Raw genomic sequence first — 23843 nt, forward strand, 5'->3', positions numbered from 1 at the left:
GCTTAATTTTATAGGAAGGTGTCTCACATTGTAGACACCTTTTTTAGTAAATAGCGCCTGTGCGATTATTCCGCTACCAGTAACCTCTCGGAGGTTAAATACTTCATTATTATCTGTGTGGCTCCAGCACGCTGCTGCACATAAGTGCCAGCCGCCGAGGCAACAATGTGTCGACGCTCATCGTTTATAAGGGCTTCAAAAACAGCATATAAATCTGCCTGGCTGTCAATGGAAAAACCGGCTCCTAAGACCACAAGGTCCACTGCTTCCTGATACTTCTCGTACTTCGGACCAAAGATTACGGGAATACCATATGCTGCAGCCTCTAAGGTATTATGTATACCCACGCCGAAACCGCCACCAACATAGGCAATATCAGCATAGTAATATAAGGCGGAGAGCATACCAATATTATCGATTACCAATACCTGTGCACGCTGTATTTGCTCGTCTGTCAAGCGTTCCATTTCGGAATAAAGAATTGCTCCCGGAAATAAGTGGGTAAGCTGGGTAATATTATCCTTATGTACCTCGTGAGGGGCAATAATAAACTTCCAATCGCTATAGCGCTGTGCCAAAAGCTGGAGCTTTTCGTCATCAGGGCGCCAGGTACTACCAGCAACCAGGGTTTTGGCCCCACCGAGAAACTGCTGTATCCCGGGAATGTGGGTATGTGTCTTCGGCAATTCAATAACCCGGTCAAAACGGGTATCGCCAGCAAGTCCGGCTTGGGTAATACCGATTGCTTTAAGCATTTGCACCGACGCAATATTCTGCGCAAAGAAAAAGGATACATTTTTTAATATCTGCTTAAAAAAGCTTCCGTAGGGCTTGAAGAAAATCTGTTCCTCCCGAAAGATGGCAGAGATCATTAGCAAACGGATATCCTGCTTTTTAAGCTCCTTAAAATAATGATACCAGTATTCATATTTTGTAAATACAACAAACTTGGGCTTTACCAGTGAAATAAACCGCTTAGCATGGCTCGCCGTGTCGGTAGGAAGATAAAAGACATAATCAGCAAGATTGGTATGCTTACGAATCTCATATCCCGAAGGTGAAAAAAAGGTAATGACAATTTTTTCATGGGGAAATCTTTTACGGATTTGCTCCAAAATTGCCCTTCCCTGTTCAAACTCACCCAAGGAGGCAAAATGAAACCAGATGTGCTCCTGCCCCTGTTCAAGTTGCTGACTGATATGTGTTAACAAACCTTTACGGCCGTCGACCCACAGTTTCGCCTTGGGATGAAATGGAGCTATAATACGCAGTAAAATGCTATAAATCCAAATTCCAAAATCGTATAGTAATCGCATATTATGAAATAATACTTATATTCGTCAAAGATAAAGAACCTTTTCTAATTCAGGACTACGTGCAGACGACAGATCGAAAAAGAATATTAATTACCGGAGCCGCCGGTTTCTTAGGGTCACACCTTTGCGATCGTTTTATTCAAGAGGATTTCCATGTTATTGCCATGGACAACTTGATTACTGGTAGCCTTTCCAATATTGAACATCTCTTCCATCTTGCCAACTTTGAATTCCACCACCATGATGTCAGCAAATTTGTCCATGTCCCCGGAAAGCTGGACTATATCTTACATTTCGCCTCGCCAGCAAGCCCTATAGACTACTTGCGTATTCCTATACAAACGCTGAAGGTGGGCTCCTTGGGTACGCACAATTTATTGGGCCTTGCCAAAGACAAAAAAGCACGTATCTTGGTGGCGTCGACGTCTGAAGTATATGGCGACCCTTTGGTGTCTCCACAGGCGGAAACGTATTGGGGTAATGTTAACCCGGTAGGTCCGCGTGGGGTTTACGACGAAGCTAAGCGCTTTCAGGAAGCCATGACCATGGCCTACCATAATTTCCATGGCTTGGATACTCGTATTGTTCGTATCTTTAACTCCTTTGGTGCTCGTATGCGCCCTGAGGATGGAAGAGCGATACCGACATTTATCGAGCAGGCATTACACGGAAAAGCAATTACCGTATTTGGTGACGGCACTCAAACGCGGTCTTTCTGTTATATTTCGGATCAAATTGAAGGAATTTTCCGTCTTTTATTTGCCGATTACAATGCTCCGGTAAACATCGGTAACCCAGAAGAAATGACCCTTTTAAGTCTTGCGCAGACCATTATACGGTTAACCAACAGCTCCTCACCGATTGTTTTCGAACAGCTTCCTATGGACGACCCTAAACAAAGAAGGCCGGATATTTCATTAGCCCAGAAGCTTTTGGATTGGAGACCACAAGTCGATACGGAGACTGGATTAACAAAAACTATAGCATATTTTAAAACATTATATTCAACCGCTTAATACATAACAACATGAGTAAAATATTAGTAACCGGAGGAACGGGATATATCGGCTCGCATACTGTAGTAGAATTGCACAAAGCCGGGTATACACCTGTTATCGTCGACAACCTTTCTAATTCTAACATCCAGATTCTCGATCAGATTGAAAAAATTATCGGCGTAAAGCCTCAATTTCAAGAATTTGATCTTTGTGATGTAGAAAAAACAGCACAGTTTATAAGTGAAAACCCTGATATCACTGGTATTATTCATTTTGCAGCTTCTAAGGCCGTTGGTGAATCGGTAGTAGATCCGTTAAAATATTACCACAACAATTTCTTCTCTTTAATCAATTTATTGAACCAGTACCGCGAGAAGCCTATTAATTTTGTGTTTTCTTCGAGTTGTACTGTGTATGGGGAGCCGGATAATTTGCCTGTAACAGAATCGGCACCGGTTAAAAAATCAACATCGCCATATGGTAATACCAAACAGATTGCCGAAGAAATACTGGAGGAAACAGCTAAAGCATATGGCAACTATAATGTTGTTGCCTTACGTTATTTCAACCCAGTTGGAGCACACGAATCGGCTTTGATTGGCGAGTTGCCTAATGGCGTGCCTCAGAACTTGCTGCCGTTTATTACACAAACAGCAATTGGTAAACGCGAGAAGTTAACAGTCTATGGAAACGACTACGATACGCCTGATGGCTCTTGTATCAGAGATTATATCCATGTTGTAGATTTAGCTAAAGCGCATGTTGCTGCGATACAGTTGCTGGAAAAAGGCAACCCGAACGGTAAATATGATGTGTTTAATATCGGTACAGGTAATGGCTACTCCGTTTTAGAAGCTATCGCCGCATTTGAAAATGCATCAGGACAGAAACTTAATTATGTGGTAGGCCCACGTCGTGATGGTGATGTCGTGCAGGTTTGGGGTGATGTTAGCAAAGCACAGAAAGAACTGGGATGGGATGCCAAGCTGGGGATCGATGAGATGATGTCGTCGGCATGGAAATGGGAAAAATACTTACAGGAAAACCCTATAGCATAGTATAATCCGAGGTAGTCTTCTATGGGTTGCCTCGGATTTATTATTTCTGATGCTTTTAATGGAGCTCTTATAGCGTTATTCCCTAAAATAGATGCTTTAGATGATTTAGATGATTTAGAAACTATAGTCGGAAGAAAAAAATGCAAAATGAAAATTCCTGTATTGTAGTATAGGAATTTTCATTTTGCATAATTCATCCATTACCAGGAGAATACAGCGCAGCTGTTAGTGTTTTAAAAAATACTCCTCTTTAAATTTAAACTGCGGTGTCATCCAATATAAAAGCACAACACGGGAGTACCTGTAATTGAAGGGCGCCATAATAATTGAGGCTGCTACAGCAACAAACATATATAACCATGGGCTCTCCAGCTCGCCTGTAAAAATATAAGCCGCCACACATGCCGTAATTAGCTCGGCAACGACAAAGGCATAACTCACGTACATCGCCACATAGAAATATCCTGGCTCTTTTTCAAATTTCAAATCACAATGCGGACAGTGGGTACGCATTTTTTTCGATTTAAAACTTAATAGAGGTGCCATAAACATATCCCCTTTTCGACAGCGCGGACATTTACCTTCAACAGCGCTCTTAAATTCTCCAGGTATTGTATATTGTGTCGCCATTTTATTATTATTTTCCATATCTATAATGTTTCTTTCTAAACTCTTCCGGTGTTACACCTTCAATTTTTTTGAAAAACTTCGTAAAATACGAATTATCGTTAAAGTTGAGCATATAAGCAATTTGCGAAATAGAGTAATCGTTTAATACCAATAGTCGTTTAGCCTCTAATATAACCCTATTTCGAATAAGCTCTCCTGATGCCTGCCCCAACAGCTCTTTACATAACGCATTTAAATGGTTGGGCGTAATATATAGTAAAGCGGCATAATCTTTTGGCAGGTGTAAATCTTTATAGTTTGCTTCTATAAGACCCAAATAATTACGCAATAGCGTATGATTATAGGCATTCCCATCGACCACCTTACTACGGCCGTGCTGTTGTTCCAACAGGTGAAATACATACAATAAAGATACCGCCACAAAATCCCTGTCGCTAAGCTTTTCTTGCACACGCTCCAAAATATCTACCAAAAGCTTTTGCTTATCCGCCTGCACCACAAAAACCTCATCGCGTACCATTCCCGAGAAGAACGAAAAACCTGTTAAGTAATCTGGCTTTAACAGCATGGTTTTAAAAAAATCGGGATCAAAATTTACAACATACCCTTCGATATCGCCTGCAAACTGCCAGGTATGAATCTGCCCCGGTGTCATAAAGTATATCTGCCAGGGCTCAATTTCAAAAGTTTCAAAATCTATGCTATGCGAACCTGCTCCCTTGGTAAACAATACAAAATGGTAAAAGTTATGCCTATGCGGAAAAACTAGGTTTTTGTTCCGATTCAAATAGGCGGCCATATCCTCTACCATAACTTCGCCATTAAAGCTGTTGGATACAGTACATTGCTCGATAACAGGAACTTTCGTAATCATACACAAAGATAGCCCTATATTACCACAAACAATGGTAATAAAAGCTGTGATAATGGTACTTTTTACCTATTAAACACAAAAAACATCAAATCGATAGGTAGTAAAAATATTAAAAAGGCAGTTCCTTAATCAGCGCCCAATCCTCGCGTAGATCAAATTGATAATCTTCATGTAACTTGTCATATTTTGCCAAGGTAATTTTCTTCCGCCCTGAAATATAAAGATGCAATTTATCAGCCGCCAATAAGAAATTACGCTCAAACAGTACTGGATAGCGGCGAAATGCCTCGGCCAAGATAAATAAGCGAAACTCGACTTCCGATAATTTATCTTTTGTCACCTTTTCGTGTTCGTTTATTAGGCCAGAACTATTGCGCAGCAATACCATCAGTGCTTTGTAGTTGCTGTAGGTACCCTCATTGCGTATACCCGAAAATTTAGGATCTAATGCTTGCTTTAAACGTTCACGCAATCTTTCGATACGCTCTTCCAGATCTGTTTCGTCCTCTAGCAGCTGGAAATGTAGCTGTTTAATAAGCATTTTATCTTTTCCGATAAGGCGTACCAACAGCTTGTCTTTCTCCTTTGCTGGTAGACTAAGTACGGCTTCTTTTAATTCGGGGTCTTTGTGTAGCGACATAGTGCCTTAAAGATACTAAGTAAAAACGCTGCTTTCAACTGAAAAATAAATAAATTTGGCGTACTCCTCTCCTTGTTCTACGACTATAATTAATGGATTTATCTACTTGGAATAGAAGTTTCAAATCCGCAATATTTTAATTTCTACGGTTCAATTTCTTATCTTTGCCGAAATTTAAATCTACGTGGGCATACAAGAAATTCTATCGCAATACGGTCAAACAGAACAGGTAACCTCGCTTGTTAAAGCCATTCAAGGGAAAAAACCAAAAGTGCAGCTTAAAGGATTAATAGGCTCTGCAGATGCTATGGTCGCCGCCGCAGCGTACAAACTGCAAGAAAGGCCTTACATCTTTATATTACCAACACACGAAGAGGCATCCTTCTTTTTAAGCGACTTGGAGAGTTTATTCGAAAAGCAAATTTTATTTTTCCCGGCATCGTACCGTAAGGCTTTTGATTTCACACAGCTGGATAGTGCCCATGTACTACAGCGTGCCGAAACATTAAGCGCGCTGAACCATAACACAGAGCTGCCAAAAATGGTCGTTACCTACCCGGAGGCAATTGCCGAAAAAGTAATTAACCGCAGCGATTTAGAGAAAAATACCCTTCCTATAACACAGCATACCAAACTAAGCATAGATTTTATAAACGAGTTCCTTTACGAATACGATTTCGAAAGGGTTGACTTCGTGTACGAGCCTGGTCAATTTGCTATTCGCGGGGGTATTGTAGATATCTTTTCATTTTCCAACGATTTACCTTACCGGATTGAATTTTTTGGCGATGAAATTGAAAGCATACGTACCTTTGATATCGAGAGCCAGCTGTCGGTAAAAAAAATCCATACCGTAACCATTGTTCCTAATGTACAGGCGAAATTTCTAGCCAATAATCACATTTCTATTTTGGAATATATAGACCATGATTCGGTTATATGGATAAAGGATGTACAGTTTACATTTGATGTTATTCTGGAAGGCTATAAAAAGGCCTCTCAGTTATGGAAAGCGCTTTCTGAAACCGATCTGAAAAATAATCCAGACTGGCTGGACCCGCGTTTTACTTTTACGGACGATAAAAACTTTGGCGCTTTACTCTTCGAATTTCCGAATATCGAGTTTGGCAAACAGTTGTTCTTTAAGCCCGATACAACCCTTGTTTTTGATACCCATCCGCAGCCTTCGTTCAATAAAGATTTTAATCTTTTAATCCATAATTTTAAGGAAAATGAAGGTAAGCGCATTAAAAATCTGATATTCTCGGATTCCAACAAACAGATAGAACGGATATATGCCATTTTAGAGGACCTCGATAAATCGGTTACTTTTACACCCATTTATAAAGGCCTGCGTGAAGGCTATAGAGACGATATGCTGAAATTGGCTTGTTATACCGATCATCAGATTTTTGATCGTTACTATAAATATAAACGTATAAAGGCCTACGAACGTACGCAGGCTATCACACTTAAAGAGCTTCGTGACTTAAAACCGGGTGATTATATAACCCATATTGATCACGGTGTTGGAAAATATGCCGGTTTAGAAAAGGTGGATGTAAACGGAAAAACCCAAGAGATGATTCGTTTAATCTATGCCGACAACGACCTTCTTTATGTCAATATCAACTCCCTAAACCGCATTTCTAAGTACTCTGGAAAAGAAGGTACTGTACCTAAGATGAATAAATTGGGAACGGATACCTGGGAGAAGCTGAAGAAAACAACGAAAAAGAAAGTTAAGGATATCGCCCGCGACCTGATAAAGTTATATGCCCAGCGTAAAGCTCAAACAGGAAATGCCTTTAGTCCGGATACCTACCTGCAGAATGAGCTGGAAGCATCTTTTATCTATGAGGATACGCCAGATCAGGAAAAGGCAACGGCTGATGTGAAACGTGATATGGAATCGCCTCATCCGATGGACAGGCTGGTTTGCGGCGATGTAGGCTTCGGAAAAACGGAGGTCGCCATACGTGCAGCATTTAAAGCTGTTGCCGACAGTAAACAGGTGGCTGTACTAGTGCCGACGACAATCTTGGCCTTGCAACATTACCGCACTTTTTCGGAAAGGTTGAAGGGCTTGCCGGCAAATATTGATTACATCAACCGCTTTAAAACGCCTAAACAGATTAAAGAATCCTTAAAAAAACTGGAGGAGGGTAAGCTGGATATTATTATCGGCACCCATCGTTTGGTGAGTAAGGATGTAAAATTTAAGGATTTAGGACTTATGATCATTGATGAGGAGCAGAAATTCGGCGTTTCGGTGAAAGAGAAGTTAAAGGTGATGCGCGCCAATGTAGACTCCTTAACATTAACGGCAACACCGATTCCTCGTACCTTGCACTTCTCGCTAATGGGGGCCCGAGATTTAAGTATTATCTCTACACCGCCGCCAAATAGGCAGCCTGTACAAACCGAATTGCATGTGTTTAACGAGCCACTGATACAGGAGGCGGTAGCCTTCGAGTTGGACCGTGGCGGACAGGTTTTTTTCATCCATAACCGTGTGGCGGACCTAAAGCAGCTTGGGGCCATGATTCAAAAGCTGGTTCCCGGCGCACGCGTGGGGGTTGCACATGGACAACTGGAAGGGGATGATTTGGAGGATGTCATGCTGAAGTTTATTAACCACGAATTTGATGTCTTAGTGGCGACAACAATTATTGAAGCAGGATTAGATATTCCAAACGCCAATACCATTATCATTAACCATGCGCATATGTTTGGCTTAAGCGACCTGCACCAAATGCGTGGCCGTGTGGGGCGCTCCAATAAAAAGGCATTTTGTTATTTGTTAAGCCCTCCGATGTCGACCTTGACAAATGAGGCGTATAAGCGTCTTTCGGCCATAGAAGAGTTCTCTGAGCTGGGGTCTGGTTTTAATGTGGCCATGCGTGACCTTGATATTCGCGGCTCCGGAAACTTGCTGGGCGCCGAGCAGTCGGGGTTTATTGCTGAAATTGGTTTTGAGATGTACAATAAGATATTGGACGAAGCTGTGCAGGAGCTTAAGGATGATGAATTCGAGGAGCTCTTTGCGGATGACCATAACCGTAAGTATGTAACCTTTACGCAGATCGATACCGACCTGGAGGTACTTATTCCGGATGCATATGTTACGAATATTGCGGAGCGTTATAACTTGTACAATGAAATTGCCAAGCTCGATAATGAATCGCAGTTGCAGGCCTTTGAAAAAGAGCTTCAGGATCGTTTTGGACCAATTCCGACGCAGGTATACGAGCTGTTCAACACCTTGCGCTTACAATGGCTAGGAAAAGAAATAGGATTTGAAAAAATATCCTTTAAGAAAAATATTTTGAAGGGTTACTTTATCAGTAATGCCAAATCGAGTTATTTTGAATCGGAACAATTCGGTAAGGTATTGGCCTTTGTGCAAGGGAATGCCAACATTAGTAATTTAAAAGAGGTTAAAGGGCAGCTGAGGCTGGCGCTTAGTAATATCAATAATATCGATTATGCGCTCTATTTATTAAAGGAAATGGTTGCTACGAAATAATTAACAAGGGTTCCAGGGCTGTCTTTAGTATGTAACTAGACAGCCTTTTTTTGGCTGTTGGTACTTTACCAAAGTTTATTGTTCGAGCCTTGCATTCAGGACAACTGTAAGTAATTACCGAAGCCCAAAATGGCATTTAAAAGATAACCGTTAAGCGCAGGGACCTGGAGTACAAAAGTTAAAAATACGCGGAAATTTCGAGAAACGACCGTTAAGACCCACCAAAAACTACCTAATTAGTAGATTATTTATTAGCTTTGGTTAAACCCTAAACATAATGGCAAAACTAGAGACAAATCTAATACACGAAGGAGAACATTTTAACCCAACAAGATCCGTAGTAACACCAATTTTTCAGAGCGCCACTTACCATGCCGGCAACGACCCCGAAGCATATATAACCGCTGCTACAAGTCCGAAATATCCCGAGTTTTACCATCGCCATGGCAACCCTACAAATTCTCAGATTGCCGCTATATTGGCTAAGCTGGAAAAAACGGAAGATGCCTTGGTCTTCGCAACGGGTATGGCAGCCATCAGTACCAGCATCCTAAGCATTGTAAAACCTGGTGATCATATTGTTACTCAACATTCCTTATACTCGGGTACCTCCTTATTTTTTAAAGAATTTTTAATTCCCTTTGGTGTGCAGGTTACCCAGGTAGAGCAGACCGACAATGAGGCCTTTCGAGCAGCAATACAAGAGCACACCAAGCTTATTTATATCGAAACCCCCTCGAACCCAAACCTAGCGCTTACCGACTTAGCGTATATTGGTGCACTGGGCAAAGAAAAGGGGATTTTAACTGTAGTAGATAATACCTTTGCCTCGCCGATAAACCAAACACCAGCAGATTTTGGTGTTGATATTATTGTACATAGCGCCACGAAGTACTTAGGTGGCCATTCTGACCTTACCGCTGGCGTAGTATGTGCCGATACAAAATGGATAGAAACCATCTGGCGCCGCTCCATTATCCTTGGCGCAAGCTTAAGTCCTTTCGATTCCTGGCTCCTCTTAAGAGGGTTAAAAACACTTTCTCTACGTGTCCAGCAGATTAATAGAAATGCACAACAGCTTGCCGAGTGGTTGGAGAAACAACCCGCTATTGCGAAAGTTAATTACATCGGCTTACCCTCACATCCGCAACACAGCTTAGCACAACGCCAGCTACGGGGCTTCACAGGAATGATCAGTATCGAGGTTAAGGGGCAGGATGAGGAAAACGCATTCCAGAACGCACAGAAGTTAATTAATGCCCTGCAGCTGTTTGCCAATGCCGCAAGTTTAGGAGGTGTAGAATCATTAATTGTACATCCAGCAAGCATGTGGGGGTCGCACCATAGCGACGACCAAAAAAAGGCCTCTGGCATTACCAAAGGTATGTTGCGCATTTCCGTTGGCATAGAACATATAACAGATCTTATAGCCGATTTTGAGCAGGCAACGCAAAATCTATAAATAAAAAAAAGTCGTTGTTTAACAAATAAAACAACGACTTTTTCCATGTATATATAATATCTATTTACCTAAGACTTCTTCCAGTTTAGCTTCCAACTCTTCACCTCTTAAATTAGAAGCCAAGATTTTCCCTTCTTTATCCAATAGGTAGTTTTGCGGAATACCTTGAATTGCATAAAGACCTACAACCTTAGATTTCCAGCCCTGTAGGTCAGACACATGTGCCCATTGTTCTAATTTATCATCCTCAATGGCTTTCACCCAATTGTCTTTCTTGCCGGGGTTATCCAAAGAAACCCCCAAAATGGTAAAACCTTTAGCTTTAAATTTATTGTATGCCGCTACGACATTAGGGTTTTCATGTCGGCATGGGCCACACCAGGATGCCCAGAAATCTACCAACACATACTGCCCTCTTAACGACGATAGCGAGATCTCTTTTCCCTCAGGATTTGGCAGCGTAAAATCTGGCGCTACCGCACCTACAGCCAATGTTTTCATGGTCGCAATTCGTTCTCCCAATTCTTTACCCAGCTTACTGGATTTTAAATTTGCGGCCAAAGCCGTATAACTAGGCTCCAACTCGATAACATTTTCACCACTTAGTGTCGATGCTAAAAGTGTAAGAGCGATATATGAACTTGGGTTTTTCTTAATGAATTCCTTATCTATAGCCTCTTGCTGCCCGTATAAAGGTTCTGCTTTGGCTTGTAAGCGGCCAATAAATTCAGGATCCTGTTTCTGCTCGTCCGAAGCAGCATAAAACTCCTGATTTAAAGCTTCCATAGCATCATTTATCGATTTTGATGCCAGTTTATACTTCTCATTTTCTACATTCAACGCATTTCCAGATACCTTAGCGTTTTTCAAGGAAGATCCTTCTACACTTATAACCCCCTTAGCCAGGTAAACCGTATTGAGATCTGGATTTTGTATTTGACGCAAAGGCTTACCGTCCGGAGATAACACAATATATGCCTTCGCTGGTTCAGCAATATTACCGTTAAATTTAAACGCACCATTCACGATATCTGCAGAGTCTAGTTTCCCCTGCCCATTTACAGCATACTGCATATATACCTTCGCCGGAGCGTTGAAGGTCCCAATTTTTCCCTTAACTGTAAACTCCTCTTGTGCAAAGACTACAGCAGGTAAGGTAGCCAACGCAAACATTATTAACTTTTTCATATTTTCCTATAAATTTAATCCAAGATATATATTTTCTACCAACGACCACTAGCACCGCCGCCGCCGAAGCCGCCACCACCAAAGCCACCGAAACCACCGCCGCTACCGCCGCCAAAACCGCCGCCGCCACCGAAGCCTCCATCATCTCTCCTCGAGCCATTGCCTAATGTATTTAATAAGGTCCACCAAAATAAATCCGACGATCCCCGACCATTTATCATACGGCCACCACCCTTACCACCACCACCTTTAGAGCGGATTGCAATAATGATAAAGACAATAATAATGATAAAAACTATGCCAATACTTCCGCCACCATTTTCCGGCTGGCGTTGATTTGTACGCACGCTTCCATCCGATTTGTACTCCCCTTTGACATACGCAATAATGGAATTGGTAGCCTGATCTAAGCCCTGATAATACGCCCGATTGCGGAAGGCTGGTTTAATATCGTTTTCAATAATCCTAAAGGCGATAGCATCGGGCAATGCGCCCTCCATACCATAACCCGTTTGTATGGTTACACTACGATCACCAACGGCAACCAGCAGCAGAATACCATTATTATATTTTTTTTGTCCTATCCCCCATTTGTTGGCTAGCCTCACGGCATAATCGGCCACATCATACCCTTGGGTAGTATTTACCAGCACCACCGCTATTTGCGAAGTTGTACTATCATGGAATGCAAGTAATTTATCCTCTAAGGCGTTTACCTCCCCGGCACTTAAGGTATTAGTAAAATCCGATACCAAACGCTTTGGTGCTGCCGGAAAATCTTGTGCCCGTACAGGTAATCCAGGGAGCACAGCAAACCATATAAGCAGCGTTGTTAAAAATACCGTCTTAATGTGAGGCCTAAAAACTGGTAAGGAAGCCTTTACTGCTTTAGTTATTTCCAAAATAAATCTCATTAGGTAATTCGTTTATGTCATCGTCCGCACGTGGAAAATAATTTTTCAACTGTATCCCTGCCTCCTGTATTCCGGCAACGAGGCCATCGACATAGGCAGCTTCTTTAAAATAGGGCAGCATCTTTTGAGAAGTATTTTCCCAAAAATCAGCATTTACATATTGATGGATACCAACATCGCCAATAATGGCGAACTGATGGTCTTCAATAGCCAAATAAATCAATACACCATTTCGTAAATGGGTATTACACATCTTCAGTTTGTTGAAATACTGTACCGCCTTCTCATGCGCCGATGTCTTACCCACAATATGCTCTACAACGACACGTATTTCTCCCGAGGTCTGCCCTTCGGCCAAGCTTACCGCATGTGCTACACGCTCCTGCTCTTCTACAGTTAAAATTGCCATAATTATAAAAAATAAAAAAAAGATGAATATTGGCATAGCCGGCGGCTCCAATATTCATCTTTATCCCTAATATTCTGTATTTACAGGATTAAAACTGAACCGTAGGAGCTTTATCTGCTCCGGCTGCAGCTTGGAATGTTCCTTTGGCTTTAAAGCCGAAAATGCCAGCCATAATATTGTTTGGAAAGCTACGTACCGTAGTATTATAATCCTGAACCGCGTCATTAAAAGCTTTTCTCTCTACAGAAATGCGGTTTTCTGTACCTTCTAGCTGCGCCTGCAACTCTTGAAAGTTTGCATTAGCCTTCAAGTCCGGGTATGCTTCAACACTTACCAATAGACGGCCTATTGATTGGGAAAGATTGTCTTGTTTCTGCTGAAACTCTGCAACAGCTTCTGGCGATAAATTATCCGCATTCACCGTAACCTTTGTTGCCTCGGCGCGTGCCTCCACTACTGCTGTAAGAGTACCTTGCTCATGTTGAGCAGCACCTTTAACCGTAGACACTAAATTAGGAATTAAATCTGCACGACGCTGATATACGTTTTCCACTTGTGCCCATTTGGCTTTTACATTTTCATCTTTGGAAACCATGGTATTGTAACCACAAGAACTGAAAGATAGGGCCGCAAACAGACCCAGCATTGCAATTAATAATCTTTTCATGTGTTATAAATTCAATCTATGCTTCTAAAATACTAAATTGTTTTAAGAATTCCATAAAATGCTTTCAAGCAAATGCTAAAAGTAAACCTTAACTTATAGTATTTAAATTCTTATTTTTGCTGAAATTTTGGGATAAATACCCAGCAAAACATAAGTATGCAAAAAGAAATTGAATTGGCTATTGCCCCAGAGTACCGCTACGATGAGGCACATATAAAACAATTAGGGGCGCAAAAACTTAAGGTATCTCTTACCCGTATCAAGGGGTTTCATATCCGAAAGCGATCCATAGATGCACGCAGCCGAGCAGTGGTCTATCGGGTACGTATCGTTTTCTTTATAGACGAAGAGCCCGTCATACAAACTTTCACCTCGACAACACAGCAAGTACATAACGGGAAGCCCGTCATTATTATAGGTGCAGGTCCTGCAGGCCTATTTGCGGCGTATCGCTGTTTAGAATTGGGCTTAAAACCTATTGTAATAGAACGAGGAAAAGCCGTACGTGAACGCCGTCGTGATCTAGCCAAAATTAACCGCGAAGGGGTCGTAAACCCAGAGTCTAACTACTGTTTTGGCGAAGGCGGTGCAGGCACCTATTCGGATGGCAAATTATACACCCGCTCGAACAAAAGAGGCGATGTTCAAAAAGTACTGGCGATTTTTGTGGAGCATGGCGCCGACCCGGATATTATGGTCGATGCACGTCCGCATATTGGAACGAATATGCTACCGCATATTATAGAAGATATGCGCAATAAAATAATCGACATGGGTGGCGAGGTACATTTCGATACGAAGGTGGTGGATATCGTAGCACAGTTTGGCCAGGTTACGGCTGTCAAAACAGCCGACGGAAAGCGTTTTGATGCCCAGCATATCGTGCTGGCAACAGGCCACTCGGCACGCGATATTTTTGAATTATTTAGGTCCAAAAACTGGCTTTTGGAAGCCAAACCTTTTGCATTGGGCGTGCGTATTGAACATCCACAGGAAATTATTGATCAGGCGCAGTACCATTGTAGTACACGACATGAAAACCTTCCGCCGGCATACTATAGCTTGGTAGAGCAGGTAAACGACAGAGGTGTTTTCTCTTTTTGTATGTGCCCGGGAGGTATTATTGCCCCTTGTGCTACCGACCATAATGAGATTGTTGTAAATGGCTGGTCGCCATCCAAACGAAATAATCCACATGCAAATTCTGGAACCGTCATACAGATTAATCTAGAAGATGTACCCCAAGCATTAACAGACCCATTTGCGCTATTAGATTTTCAACGTAAAATAGAGCAGCAGGCCTTTTTACTCGGTGGTGGCAATCTCGTTGCTCCAGCCCAACGGATGGTTGATTTTGTGGAGCATAGGGTTTCACGTGATACCCCTATTAATTCGTATAAACCTGGCACAAGGTCAGTCGACTTAACCGAGGTTTTACCATCCTTTGTTCATCAAGCGCTACGTGGAGCCTTACCAATTTTTGGGAAAAAGATGAAAGGATATTATACCAATGAGGCTATTTTAGTGGGCGTAGAATCGCGCACCTCCTCCCCGGTCCGCATCCCCCGTGATAAAGACAGCTTGCAACACCCTGAGGTAAAAGGTCTTTACCCCTGTGCCGAAGGTGCAGGTTACGCTGGTGGTATTGTATCGGCTGCAATCGACGGCATAAACTGTATAGATGCAATAAAAAATGTGCTATAAAAATTAACTTTTCTCTTGACAGCAATTAGAAAAAAGTCTAAATTTGTAACACAAAAAAAGCGAAAGTAGCTCAGTTGGTAGAGCACAACCTTGCCAAGGTTGGGGTCGCGAGTTCGAATCTCGTCTTTCGCTCCAGCTAAAGCCATCCCAAAAGGGTGGCTTTTTTTATGCTAACTGTTTTTAGGGATTTTTTAAACCTTTAAAGGAGATCATAAAAAAAGCGTCTAAGATTTTATCCCCAGACGCTTTGTTATTAAAACTACACTATTATTATCTTCTATCTAAGCCTTTGGCCACTAAATCTTCAACGAAAGCCCTAACCGCTTCGTTCGAAAATCTTGAGGTTACATCAAATGCAAAGGCATGCACCAATAAAATCCGAGCAGATTCCTCGCCAATACCTCTTGCACGTAAGTAAAACAAAGCCTCATCATCAAACTGGCCCATAGTACAACCATGGGAACATTTTACATCATCAGCAAAAATTTCCAACTGCGGTTTAGTATATACTGTCGCCTTATCGCCGATCAACATATTGTTGTTCTGCTGGAAAGCATTTGTTTTTTGCGCATCTTCACGCACAAAAATCTTACCGTTAAATACTGCTGTAGATTCATCCTGAGGAATATTTTTGTACCACTCATACGACTCACAATGCGGTTTCATATGATCTACAATAGTATGGTTGTCTACCAGCTGTTTGTCGGCCAGTAAATTAATACCATATAAATGCGACTCCACATTCTCGGCATCTAAACGTATATTGATGTCATTACGTACAAATGCTGGCCCTGGGAAGTTACAATTGTAATTATTGTATAAACTATCCTTCGATTGGTAGATTTCAGTATGGTTAATATAATTACCCGATACATCCGCCAGCTGCAAATAATAATGCTGCAACTTAGCATTGTCTGCCAGCACAATCTCGCTTACCTTATTGTGCAGGTTTTTAGCTGTATTTTCTAAGGTTACAAAAGACTCAATAATCTCAGCTTCAGCATTCGTGTCCAATACAAAAAGATTACGTGTCTGCGCAAAAAATTCATCCCCACCCGTTGCAACATGTACAATTTGTATGGGTTTTGACAGAACCTTATTCTTTGGAATATAAAGATATAAACCCGACGTGTACAAAGCCGTGTTTAAAGCCACCATTGCACTATCCGTTTTATCAGCATGCTGCGCAAAATGTTGCTGAAAAGCAGGTTCTTCTGCAGCTTCTTCAATCGGTTTTACCACCAAACCAACCTCATCGGCCAAGGATGAAAAAGCCAATACATACTGCCCGTTAATTAAAACGATACGGTGCGCATCCAATCCCGGAATATCAGCCTGGCTTAGGTCTAAGTTTGCGACATCAACGTCTTCATTTAATAAATAAGTCTTATTTATTAAACTATGGATATTAGTATATTTCCAATCTTCATTCTTCACTGTTGGAAAACCCTTCGCTTCAAAACGAGCAAAAGCTTGCGAACGAATAGCCTTTAATGCCAAGGGTTCGTGACTTGCCTCAAGTTCTGAAAACGTAGAAGTTAACTGTTCAAATAAAGAGTTTGCTACTATTAAATTCATGTTATTTGTTATCAATCCGCTCATTACCTTAAAATATTATCGTAAACCGATTAGGCATTCTGCGTATCTAATTCTTTCAACCAATCGTAACCTTTTTCTTCTAATTCTAAAGCCAATTCTTTAGGCCCAGTTTTTACTATACGTCCGTTGTACAATACATGCACAAAGTCAGGCACGATATAATCCAATAAACGTTGGTAGTGTGTAATAACTACAAAAGCATTGTTTTCTGAACGTAACTGATTTACACCATTAGCAACAATACGTAATGCATCGATATCCAAACCAGAATCTGTTTCATCCAAAATAGAAAGCTTTGGATTTAACATCGCAAGTTGGAAAATTTCATTACGCTTTTTCTCTCCACCCGAGAAGCCTTCGTTCAAAGAACGATTCGCTAGGTTTGCCGAGAACTCGACCAACTGCTGCTTCTCTTTCACCATTTTCAAGAATTCTTTTGCCTCCATTGCTGGCAACCCCTTGTACTCGCGAATATCATTTACCGCAGTTTTCAAGAAGTTAATATTAGAAACACCCGGAATTTCTACTGGGTATTGAAAGGCTAAAAATACCCCCTCACGGGCACGGTCTTCCGGCGAAAGATCTAAAAGATCTACCCCATCCAGCAAAGCTTGACCTTCTGTAACCTCGTAGGAGTCACGCCCAGCTAAAACGTTACCTAATGTACTTTTACCCGCACCATTAGGGCCCATAATAGCGTGAACTTCGCCAGCCTTAACCTCCAGATTTAACCCTTTTAATATTTGTTTGTCGTCAACAGACGCATGCAAATTCTTTATGCTTAACATTTTAGTATTAATTTGGAAACGTGAAAATCTAAAGCGTTAACCCTTAAATTTTCACCTTTCTATTCGTCTTTTTTATAATTTTTATAAACTCTCCGCTGTGTGCGCCTAAAATTTAGGCTATACAGCGCAGCATATCGGGAACAACCTCGTTCTAATCGTTTTAATCGTTCTAGATGCTGCTATAGGTAACCTATCCTACAGAGCCCTCTAAAGATATCGCCAACAACTTCTGTGCCTCTACGGCAAATTCCATTGGCAATTGGTTCAACACCTCTTTAGCATAACCGTTAACAATAAGCCCTACAGCTTTTTCCGAATCGATACCACGTTGGTTTAAATAAAACACCTGGTCTTCACCGATTTTCGATGTTGTAGCCTCGTGCTCAAGTTTCGCAGTTTTATTTTTGTTTTCAATATAAGGGAAAGTATGTGCTCCACAACGGTCGCCAATCAACAGAGAATCACACTGCGTAAAGTTACGTGCATTATCAGCATTTGGACCTATACGCACCAAACCACGGTAACTGTTGTGACTCTGTCCTGCAGAAATACCTTTAGAAATAATTTTCGACTTGGTATTTTTGCCCAGGTGAACCATTTTTGTGCCCGTATCAGCCACCTGCATATTCCGTGTCATAGCAACAGAATAAAACTCACCTACAGAATTATCACCTTTTAAGATAACCCCTGGATACTTCCACGTAATCGCAGATCCGGTTTCTACCTGTGTCCATGAAATCTTGGAGTTGTCGCCCTTACAAATACCACGTTTGGTAACGAAGTTATAGATACCACCCTTACCCTCTTTATCACCCGGGTACCAATTCTGTACCGTAGAGTATTTAATCTCTGCATCTTTCATCGCTATAAGCTCTACCACTGCCGCATGCAATTGATTTTCATCACGCATAGGAGCTGTACAACCTTCTAAGTAAGAAACATAAGAACCCTCATCGGCAACAATTAGCGTACGTTCAAATTGCCCTGTATTTTGCGCATTGATACGGAAATAAGTCGATAACTCCATCGGGCAATGTACCCCTTTTGGAATATAGACAAATGATCCGTCCGAAAATACAGCAGAATTTAATGCGGCATAAATATTGTCGGTTTGCGGTACTACCGTACCTAAATATTCTTTAACCAGTTCCGGATATTCCTGAACTGCTTCACCAAAAGAGCAGAATATTACGCCTTTTTCTTTCAGTTTCTCCCGGAAGGTAGTTTTTACAGATACCGAATCAAATACAGCATCTACAGCAACTACGCCGGCTAATATTTTTTGCTCATCAAGTGGAATACCTAATTTTTCAAAAGTAGACAATAATTCAGGGTCTACCTCATCCATACTCTCCAATTGCTTTTTAGCTTTTGGTGCCGCCCAATACGACAAATCCTGAAAATCCACTTCCGGATTTTCAAAGTTTTGCCAGGTTGGCATTTTCATAGTCAAGAAATGACGAAAAGCTTTTAGCCTCCATGCTAACAGCCATTCAGGTTCATTTTTCTTGGAAGATATTAGGCGAATAGTGTCCTCATTCAGTCCCTTTGGTGCAATATCCATTTCAATATCGGTTGTAAAACCGTATTTATATTCCTCTTGCTCCAGCTCTTTCAGTAATTCGTCGTCTTTGGTGCTCATAACATTCTCTCCCTTTTGCGTTTAGGCAATTCCTAAACTCTTTTTAGGAATACAAAGTTACGACATAAAAAGCAATAAAACAGCATTTTTTAGCTATATATAGCAAGGTTTCGCTAAATATTATGACAAACATCATTTTATTTAAACGTGAAGGACATTTATTTTCTTTTTATGACGCTAATATGATCCCATATTTCCTGCAGGAAAAGTTTAGACCGTAAAACAATTTGCCCTTACGGCTTGTTTGTCCTATTTATGCAGGACAAAAGGAAAGATTGACTGCAGCTACTAATTATAGGTTTACTATTAAAATACCAGCAAATACAGCTGTAATTGCCAATAATTATTGTACGGCACAAAATAATATTTTGTACATTTACATTCCTTATATTAAAATTAGTGTGTTATGTCTTACCAACCCGATAAATTAGATCTAAAAATATTACGCCTGCTTCAGGAGAATGGAAGAATTACCAATCTTCAACTCGCTACCAATATAGGCTTGTCGCCAGCACCGACCTTAGAACGCGTGCGTAAACTAGAAAACTCTGGATTTATACGTAGTTACCATGCCTTTGTAGACGAAGAGAAACTGGGCTTAGGCATAAAGTCTTTTATACAAATATCACTTGACTTTCATACGCACAATGCTATTCCTGATTTTGTGGAAGCCGTACGTGCTATACCAGAGGTTACGGAATGCCACCATGTTACGGGAAACTGCGATTTTATCCTGAAAGTTTATGTGAAAGATATCAAAGCCTATGAGGCTGTCATTATGGAAAAAATATCCAAAATAGCTGTGGTCAAAACGTTTCAAACGATGATGATTATGTCTACTTCAAAAAAAGAGCCTATTGTACCGTTAGAATATTAGCAGATTAAAAACACCTTATGATCCAAGATAGTCCAAAATACCAAGATTTTGCCCTGATATTAACATGGCCTGATGCTACAATTCGAGGAGATGAAAAATGGATGATGTTTTTCAAAAAAATCGGTATTGTAAAAAACCTGAACTTCAAGGTTGGACATACGGGGGTTGTTATTGTGGACCACCGCAATGGTAATATGCAGTTTTATGATTTCGGAAGATATATTACACCTCGCGGATATGGCAGAGCGCGCTCTGCAAGTTCAGACCCTTTATTAAATTTAACGCTGAAAGCAGAAATTAAGGAGGGTAAAATCACAAACCTACGCGAAATAGCGGCATACTTTGAAACCTTAAAACCGGCTATGTACGGAGAGGGAAAGTTAATGTTCGCTGTGGTGAAGGGCCTTGACTTTACACAAGCTAAAGCTTTCGGCGACTACTGGGTAGAAAAGGGTACCTATCCGTATGGTGCTGTAGCACGCAATAACAACAATTGCTCGCGTTTTATTACCCGGATGTTAATCAAGGCTACCGAAAAATATACCTATTGGCATGCTGTAAATTTACCGGAAACCATTAAAAGTAGCCCGGTAAGCAATCTTGTTAATACAGCAGGCGACGACGGATTGTTTAGCTACACACCAGAACAGGGTTTAGTAAATTTTACCATGAATCGCTTTCAGTCGTTTTGGTTTTTAATCAAGCAGCTGGGCGACAATGTTTTCCAGAAGAAAGCGGAATTACTACCGCCTGACCATAACATTGGTGCCATGCGCTACCGCTCTAAACCGATAACTGTGCCTAAAATGGCGACTTATTTAGGTGGCGTAGGTGATGGTGCCTGGTATACCGTACAACATGAAAACAATAAGAACTTTGTCATCAAAAGGTTTACAACTGCAGGTAAGCTTGAATATGTAGTGCTCGGCGAAACTAGCGATAATTTTGACCCTAAACTGGAATTTGAAATTACATACGATAGCCATCTTATGTTTACCCATATCCTACAAAAGGGCCGTAAGATAAAAATACAGCATACCAAGCAGCTGCCTAATTCGTCCTTTACGTTCGCACAGACCTTCGAGCGTTATGCTTAACGGATCTGCCAATCGATTACAGCTCTTCCTTTATGTTCCAAATAGGCATTTGCCTGCGAAAAATGTCTGGAACCATAAAAGCCCCGATATACGGAAAGTGGAGATGGGTGTACGGCTTTTAAGATCAGGTGTTTTTGTGGATCGATTAATACGGCCTTTTTTTGCGCATAGGAGCCCCATAATAAAAACACAACGCCATCCAACTCCTTAGAGATTTTTTGGATAACCGCATCTGTAAACTCTTCCCAGCCCATTTTTTGATGAGAGCCCGCTTCGTGGGCACGTACAGTAAGGGTAGCATTTAAAAGTAATACCCCCTGTTTTGCCCAAGCCGTTAAGTCGCCATGGTTGGGATAGGTAAAACCCGCAATATCGGTGACAAGCTCGGTAAAAATATTACGTAAGGATGGCGGAAGAGGTATTCCTTCAGGAACCGAAAAAGACAAACCATGTGCCTGCCCGAAATTGTGATAAGGATCTTGCCCCAAAATCACCACCTTTACCTCCGGAAGTGGGGTCAAACGGAAGGCATTAAACACAAATTCCCGTGCGGGGAAAACGGTTTTAGAGGCACGCTCCTGCTGAATATAATGCGATAACTTGCGCATGCTTTCCTGCTTAAACAAAGGTTCAAACAGATGATTCCAACTTTCGTCGTATAACTTTTCCATACTTCAAAAGTACAATTTTACATATTTATAGCCTAAACGTATTGGATTACTTAGCAAATAAACGGATATTTGCAGTTGAAATTATAAAAGAAAAGATGTCAAATTTAGTTCGTATTATACTTAGCAGTCTTTTGGTAGTCGGAACTGTGGTCCTATTTTGGTTTGGACAATGGGGATGGGGAATATTAGGCATTTTGATTAGCATTATTGCTTGGGTGACTGTATTTTTCAATGAAAACATGTTGATTGCACAGTGGTTCTTTCGTAAACAAAATATCGCTGCAGCCGAAAAATGGTTGGGTAAAATTAAAAACTACGAAAAACAACTTGTCGCGGCCCAGCATGGTTATTACCACCTTTTACTTGGCTTAATCGAGTCGCAGCGTGCTCCTATGCAGGCCGAAAAATTCTTTAAGAAGGCACTTTCTTTAGGTTTGCATATGGACCATAATATTGCCTTAGCCAAACTAAGCCTTGCCGGTGTCATGATGGCAAAGCACAATAAACGTGAGGCCGAAAAGCTGTTGCAAGAAGCAAAACGCGCAGATAAAAACAAACTGCTTGCCGATCAAATCAAAATGATGAAGGATCAAATGGCACTTATGGATAAACAGCAGTTCAGATATTCCAGATAATATATACTAAAAAAGGCAGAAGATTCTCTTCCGCCTTTTTTTATTGTGTAATGCTTATGGCCTATACATTATTTGTTATACACAGCGGCTACAAGTCTACCAAAACGTCTAGAAACTTACCCTCCTCCGTACTATCCTCAAAAGTCAGCTTCAACTGTTGTGGTTTTCCCCAACGCTTTTGCCAGCCCACAGTTGCAATACGTAACAGCACCGGCACATCACCTTTTAATAAATAATGTATATAATTTTGGCGGTCTTTAATGTCGACAAAAACTTTCTCCAACTGTATTGTACTGTAAAAAAGAGGGGTTCCATCTACCCCTATAATCCCCGTTGCGAAGGTATTAAGCTTAAATTCACGTGGGTTCTTCTTATACGAATTTAGAAACAGCTCTACTATAACGGTATCCTTTTTACCTGTAAAAAGAACGTCCTTAACCAGGATTTCAATATCATCAACATCCAAACTAGACTTCTCCACAACCTGCGCTTGCAGGCCTTGCATTATGCCGAAGCACAACATAAAGAAAATAAGAGCGCTTTTCATTTACCGTAGTCTATCCGCTGATTTAATCAGTTTTTCATCCCTACGGATACCACCAATAGCCATAGCTAAAAAAATAATAGCTACGGGCAATAAAAACAAACCTACGCCAATGTTGGAAGCTGTAATTTGCTGAGAAATCAATCCTAAAGTATGATTTGCAGCAACAAATAACCATACCCCGAAAAGAGCTATTAAAACAATCTCGACATAGATAAGCAACAACTGTGCTTTTCTGTTTTTAAACATAAAGATGGTTAATAGCGGTATAAAGCCCAAAATTACCGTAGCTATGGTTTGCAATACATTGCTCTCCTGTTTTACTACTTCGTTGTTTACGGCCGAATAAACGCCTGTAACCATAATTTTGCGCCCTAAACCTACCAAATCAATGTAGCTTACATAGGGAAATAAAAACAATCCTAAGATGGTGATGGCTGTCAGCAGCAACCAAATCGTCTGAATACGTTGTAACATACTTTGTTTTAATAATTCGATAATAACACAAATATAACATAAACCATAGAATTCACGATTTTGTTCTGCAGTAAAGCCAATAAAACCCCATAATGTTGTCATTTTTCAAGCCCCTAACGATAGC

22 protein-coding genes and 1 tRNA gene are annotated in these 23843 nt (G+C 41.0%); 9 read left to right on the plus strand and 14 right to left on the minus strand.

Going from position 1 to position 23843, the window contains the following annotated elements; translation table 11 throughout:
• Positions 1 to 65: 65 nt before the first annotated feature.
• Positions 66 to 1316, minus strand: a complete 1251-nt coding sequence (locus ACL9RF_RS09025) for a 3-deoxy-D-manno-octulosonic acid transferase (RefSeq protein ID WP_422800285.1) — start codon at positions 1314 to 1316, stop codon at positions 66 to 68.
• Between the two features lie 59 nt (positions 1317 to 1375).
• On the opposite strand from ACL9RF_RS09025, the gene ACL9RF_RS09030 reads away from it, so the two are divergent.
• A complete protein-coding gene (locus ACL9RF_RS09030) occupies positions 1376 to 2332 on the plus strand; it encodes a UDP-glucuronic acid decarboxylase family protein (protein WP_422800286.1) in 957 nt (318 codons plus the stop codon).
• Between the two features lie 11 nt (positions 2333 to 2343).
• Positions 2344 to 3372 (plus strand): UDP-glucose 4-epimerase GalE, encoded by a 1029-nt coding sequence (gene galE / locus ACL9RF_RS09035; protein ID WP_422800287.1) that lies wholly within the window; start codon positions 2344 to 2346, stop codon positions 3370 to 3372.
• Positions 3373 to 3597: 225 nt separating this feature from the next.
• On the opposite strand, the gene ACL9RF_RS09040 is transcribed toward galE, so the two are convergent.
• The 3 genes from ACL9RF_RS09040 to ACL9RF_RS09050 form a co-directional block, all read right to left on the minus strand.
• Positions 3598 to 4020, minus strand: coding sequence for a DUF983 domain-containing protein (locus tag ACL9RF_RS09040; RefSeq protein WP_422800288.1), 423 nt, complete (start codon positions 4018 to 4020; stop codon positions 3598 to 3600).
• Positions 4010 to 4876 (minus strand): helix-turn-helix domain-containing protein, encoded by an 867-nt coding sequence (locus ACL9RF_RS09045; RefSeq protein WP_422800289.1) that lies wholly within the window; start codon positions 4874 to 4876, stop codon positions 4010 to 4012. The genes ACL9RF_RS09040 and ACL9RF_RS09045 overlap by 11 nt, the downstream gene beginning before the upstream one ends.
• A 109-nt stretch (positions 4877 to 4985) precedes the next feature.
• Positions 4986 to 5516 (minus strand): hypothetical protein, encoded by a 531-nt coding sequence (locus ACL9RF_RS09050; RefSeq protein WP_422800290.1) that lies wholly within the window; start codon positions 5514 to 5516, stop codon positions 4986 to 4988.
• A 184-nt stretch (positions 5517 to 5700) separates the two neighbouring features.
• Here ACL9RF_RS09050 and mfd point away from each other — a divergent pair, with 184 nt between their 5' ends.
• Together mfd and ACL9RF_RS09060 are read left to right on the plus strand one after the other, a co-directional pair.
• On the plus strand, positions 5701 to 9045 hold the full coding sequence (gene mfd / locus ACL9RF_RS09055) for a transcription-repair coupling factor (RefSeq protein ID WP_422800291.1): 3345 nt from the start codon (positions 5701 to 5703) through the stop codon (positions 9043 to 9045).
• Positions 9046 to 9322: 277 nt separating this feature from the next.
• Positions 9323 to 10507 (plus strand): trans-sulfuration enzyme family protein, encoded by a 1185-nt coding sequence (locus ACL9RF_RS09060; protein WP_422800292.1) that lies wholly within the window; start codon positions 9323 to 9325, stop codon positions 10505 to 10507.
• 60 nt (positions 10508 to 10567) lie between these two features.
• Here the strand turns inward: ACL9RF_RS09060 and ACL9RF_RS09065 are convergent, their stop codons facing one another.
• The 4 genes from ACL9RF_RS09065 to ACL9RF_RS09080 all read right to left on the minus strand — a co-directional run bounded on the left by ACL9RF_RS09065 (position 10568) and on the right by ACL9RF_RS09080 (position 13685).
• Positions 10568 to 11695, minus strand: a complete 1128-nt coding sequence (locus ACL9RF_RS09065) for a redoxin domain-containing protein (protein WP_422800293.1) — start codon at positions 11693 to 11695, stop codon at positions 10568 to 10570.
• A gap of 35 nt (positions 11696 to 11730) precedes the next feature.
• Positions 11731 to 12609, minus strand: coding sequence for a TPM domain-containing protein (locus ACL9RF_RS09070; protein ID WP_422800294.1), 879 nt, complete (start codon positions 12607 to 12609; stop codon positions 11731 to 11733).
• Positions 12584 to 13018: a TPM domain-containing protein gene (locus tag ACL9RF_RS09075; RefSeq protein ID WP_422800295.1), complete on the minus strand. Its 435-nt coding sequence runs from the start codon at positions 13016 to 13018 to the stop codon at positions 12584 to 12586. Before ACL9RF_RS09075 ends, ACL9RF_RS09070 begins: the two co-directional genes overlap by 26 nt.
• Positions 13019 to 13106: 88 nt before the next feature.
• Complete coding sequence (locus tag ACL9RF_RS09080) at positions 13107 to 13685, minus strand: LemA family protein (RefSeq protein WP_422800296.1); 579 nt, start codon at positions 13683 to 13685, stop codon at positions 13107 to 13109.
• A gap of 156 nt (positions 13686 to 13841) precedes the next feature.
• On the opposite strand from ACL9RF_RS09080, the gene ACL9RF_RS09085 reads away from it, so the two are divergent.
• Both ACL9RF_RS09085 and ACL9RF_RS09090 read left to right on the plus strand, forming a co-directional pair.
• Positions 13842 to 15389, plus strand: coding sequence for an NAD(P)/FAD-dependent oxidoreductase (locus ACL9RF_RS09085; RefSeq protein WP_422800297.1), 1548 nt, complete (start codon positions 13842 to 13844; stop codon positions 15387 to 15389).
• Between the two features lie 59 nt (positions 15390 to 15448).
• Positions 15449 to 15524 (plus strand) — tRNA-Gly (locus ACL9RF_RS09090).
• A 135-nt stretch (positions 15525 to 15659) separates the two neighbouring features.
• Here ACL9RF_RS09090 and sufD read toward each other — a convergent pair.
• The 3 genes from sufD to sufB form a co-directional block, all read right to left on the minus strand.
• Positions 15660 to 16967, minus strand: a complete 1308-nt coding sequence (gene sufD, locus ACL9RF_RS09095; RefSeq protein WP_422800298.1) for a Fe-S cluster assembly protein SufD — start codon at positions 16965 to 16967, stop codon at positions 15660 to 15662.
• A gap of 50 nt (positions 16968 to 17017) precedes the next feature.
• Positions 17018 to 17776 (minus strand): Fe-S cluster assembly ATPase SufC, encoded by a 759-nt coding sequence (gene sufC / locus ACL9RF_RS09100; RefSeq protein ID WP_422800299.1) that lies wholly within the window; start codon positions 17774 to 17776, stop codon positions 17018 to 17020.
• Between the two features lie 190 nt (positions 17777 to 17966).
• The gene (gene sufB / locus ACL9RF_RS09105) at positions 17967 to 19418 is read right to left on the minus strand and encodes a Fe-S cluster assembly protein SufB (protein ID WP_422800300.1); all 1452 of its coding nucleotides are present in this window, start codon (positions 19416 to 19418) and stop codon (positions 17967 to 17969) included.
• 406 nt (positions 19419 to 19824) lie between these two features.
• Here sufB and ACL9RF_RS09110 point away from each other — a divergent pair, with 406 nt between their 5' ends.
• Positions 19825 to 20295, plus strand: a complete 471-nt coding sequence (locus tag ACL9RF_RS09110; RefSeq protein ID WP_422800301.1) for an Lrp/AsnC family transcriptional regulator — start codon at positions 19825 to 19827, stop codon at positions 20293 to 20295.
• Positions 20296 to 20312: 17 nt separating this feature from the next.
• On the plus strand, positions 20313 to 21392 hold the full coding sequence (locus tag ACL9RF_RS09115) for a DUF6695 family protein (protein WP_422800302.1): 1080 nt from the start codon (positions 20313 to 20315) through the stop codon (positions 21390 to 21392).
• Here the strand turns inward: ACL9RF_RS09115 and ung are convergent.
• On the minus strand, positions 21389 to 22063 hold the full coding sequence (gene ung, locus ACL9RF_RS09120; protein ID WP_422800303.1) for a uracil-DNA glycosylase: 675 nt from the start codon (positions 22061 to 22063) through the stop codon (positions 21389 to 21391). The genes ACL9RF_RS09115 and ung overlap by 4 nt on opposite strands.
• A gap of 95 nt (positions 22064 to 22158) precedes the next feature.
• Here ung and ACL9RF_RS09125 point away from each other — a divergent pair, with 95 nt between their 5' ends.
• Complete coding sequence (locus ACL9RF_RS09125; protein WP_422800304.1) at positions 22159 to 22698, plus strand: DUF2892 domain-containing protein; 540 nt, start codon at positions 22159 to 22161, stop codon at positions 22696 to 22698.
• An 88-nt stretch (positions 22699 to 22786) separates the two neighbouring features.
• Here the strand turns inward: ACL9RF_RS09125 and ACL9RF_RS09130 are convergent, their stop codons facing one another.
• A complete protein-coding gene (locus ACL9RF_RS09130) occupies positions 22787 to 23245 on the minus strand; it encodes a hypothetical protein (RefSeq protein WP_422800305.1) in 459 nt (152 codons plus the stop codon).
• Entirely contained in the window at positions 23246 to 23821 is a 576-nt protein-coding gene (locus tag ACL9RF_RS09135; RefSeq protein WP_422800306.1) for a DUF4293 domain-containing protein, read from the minus strand. It abuts the gene before it with no gap.
• Positions 23822 to 23843 lie beyond the last annotated feature (22 nt).

This window comes from Sphingobacterium sp. Mn56C (assembly GCF_049319645.1).
GTDB lineage: Bacteria > Bacteroidota > Bacteroidia > Sphingobacteriales > Sphingobacteriaceae > Sphingobacterium.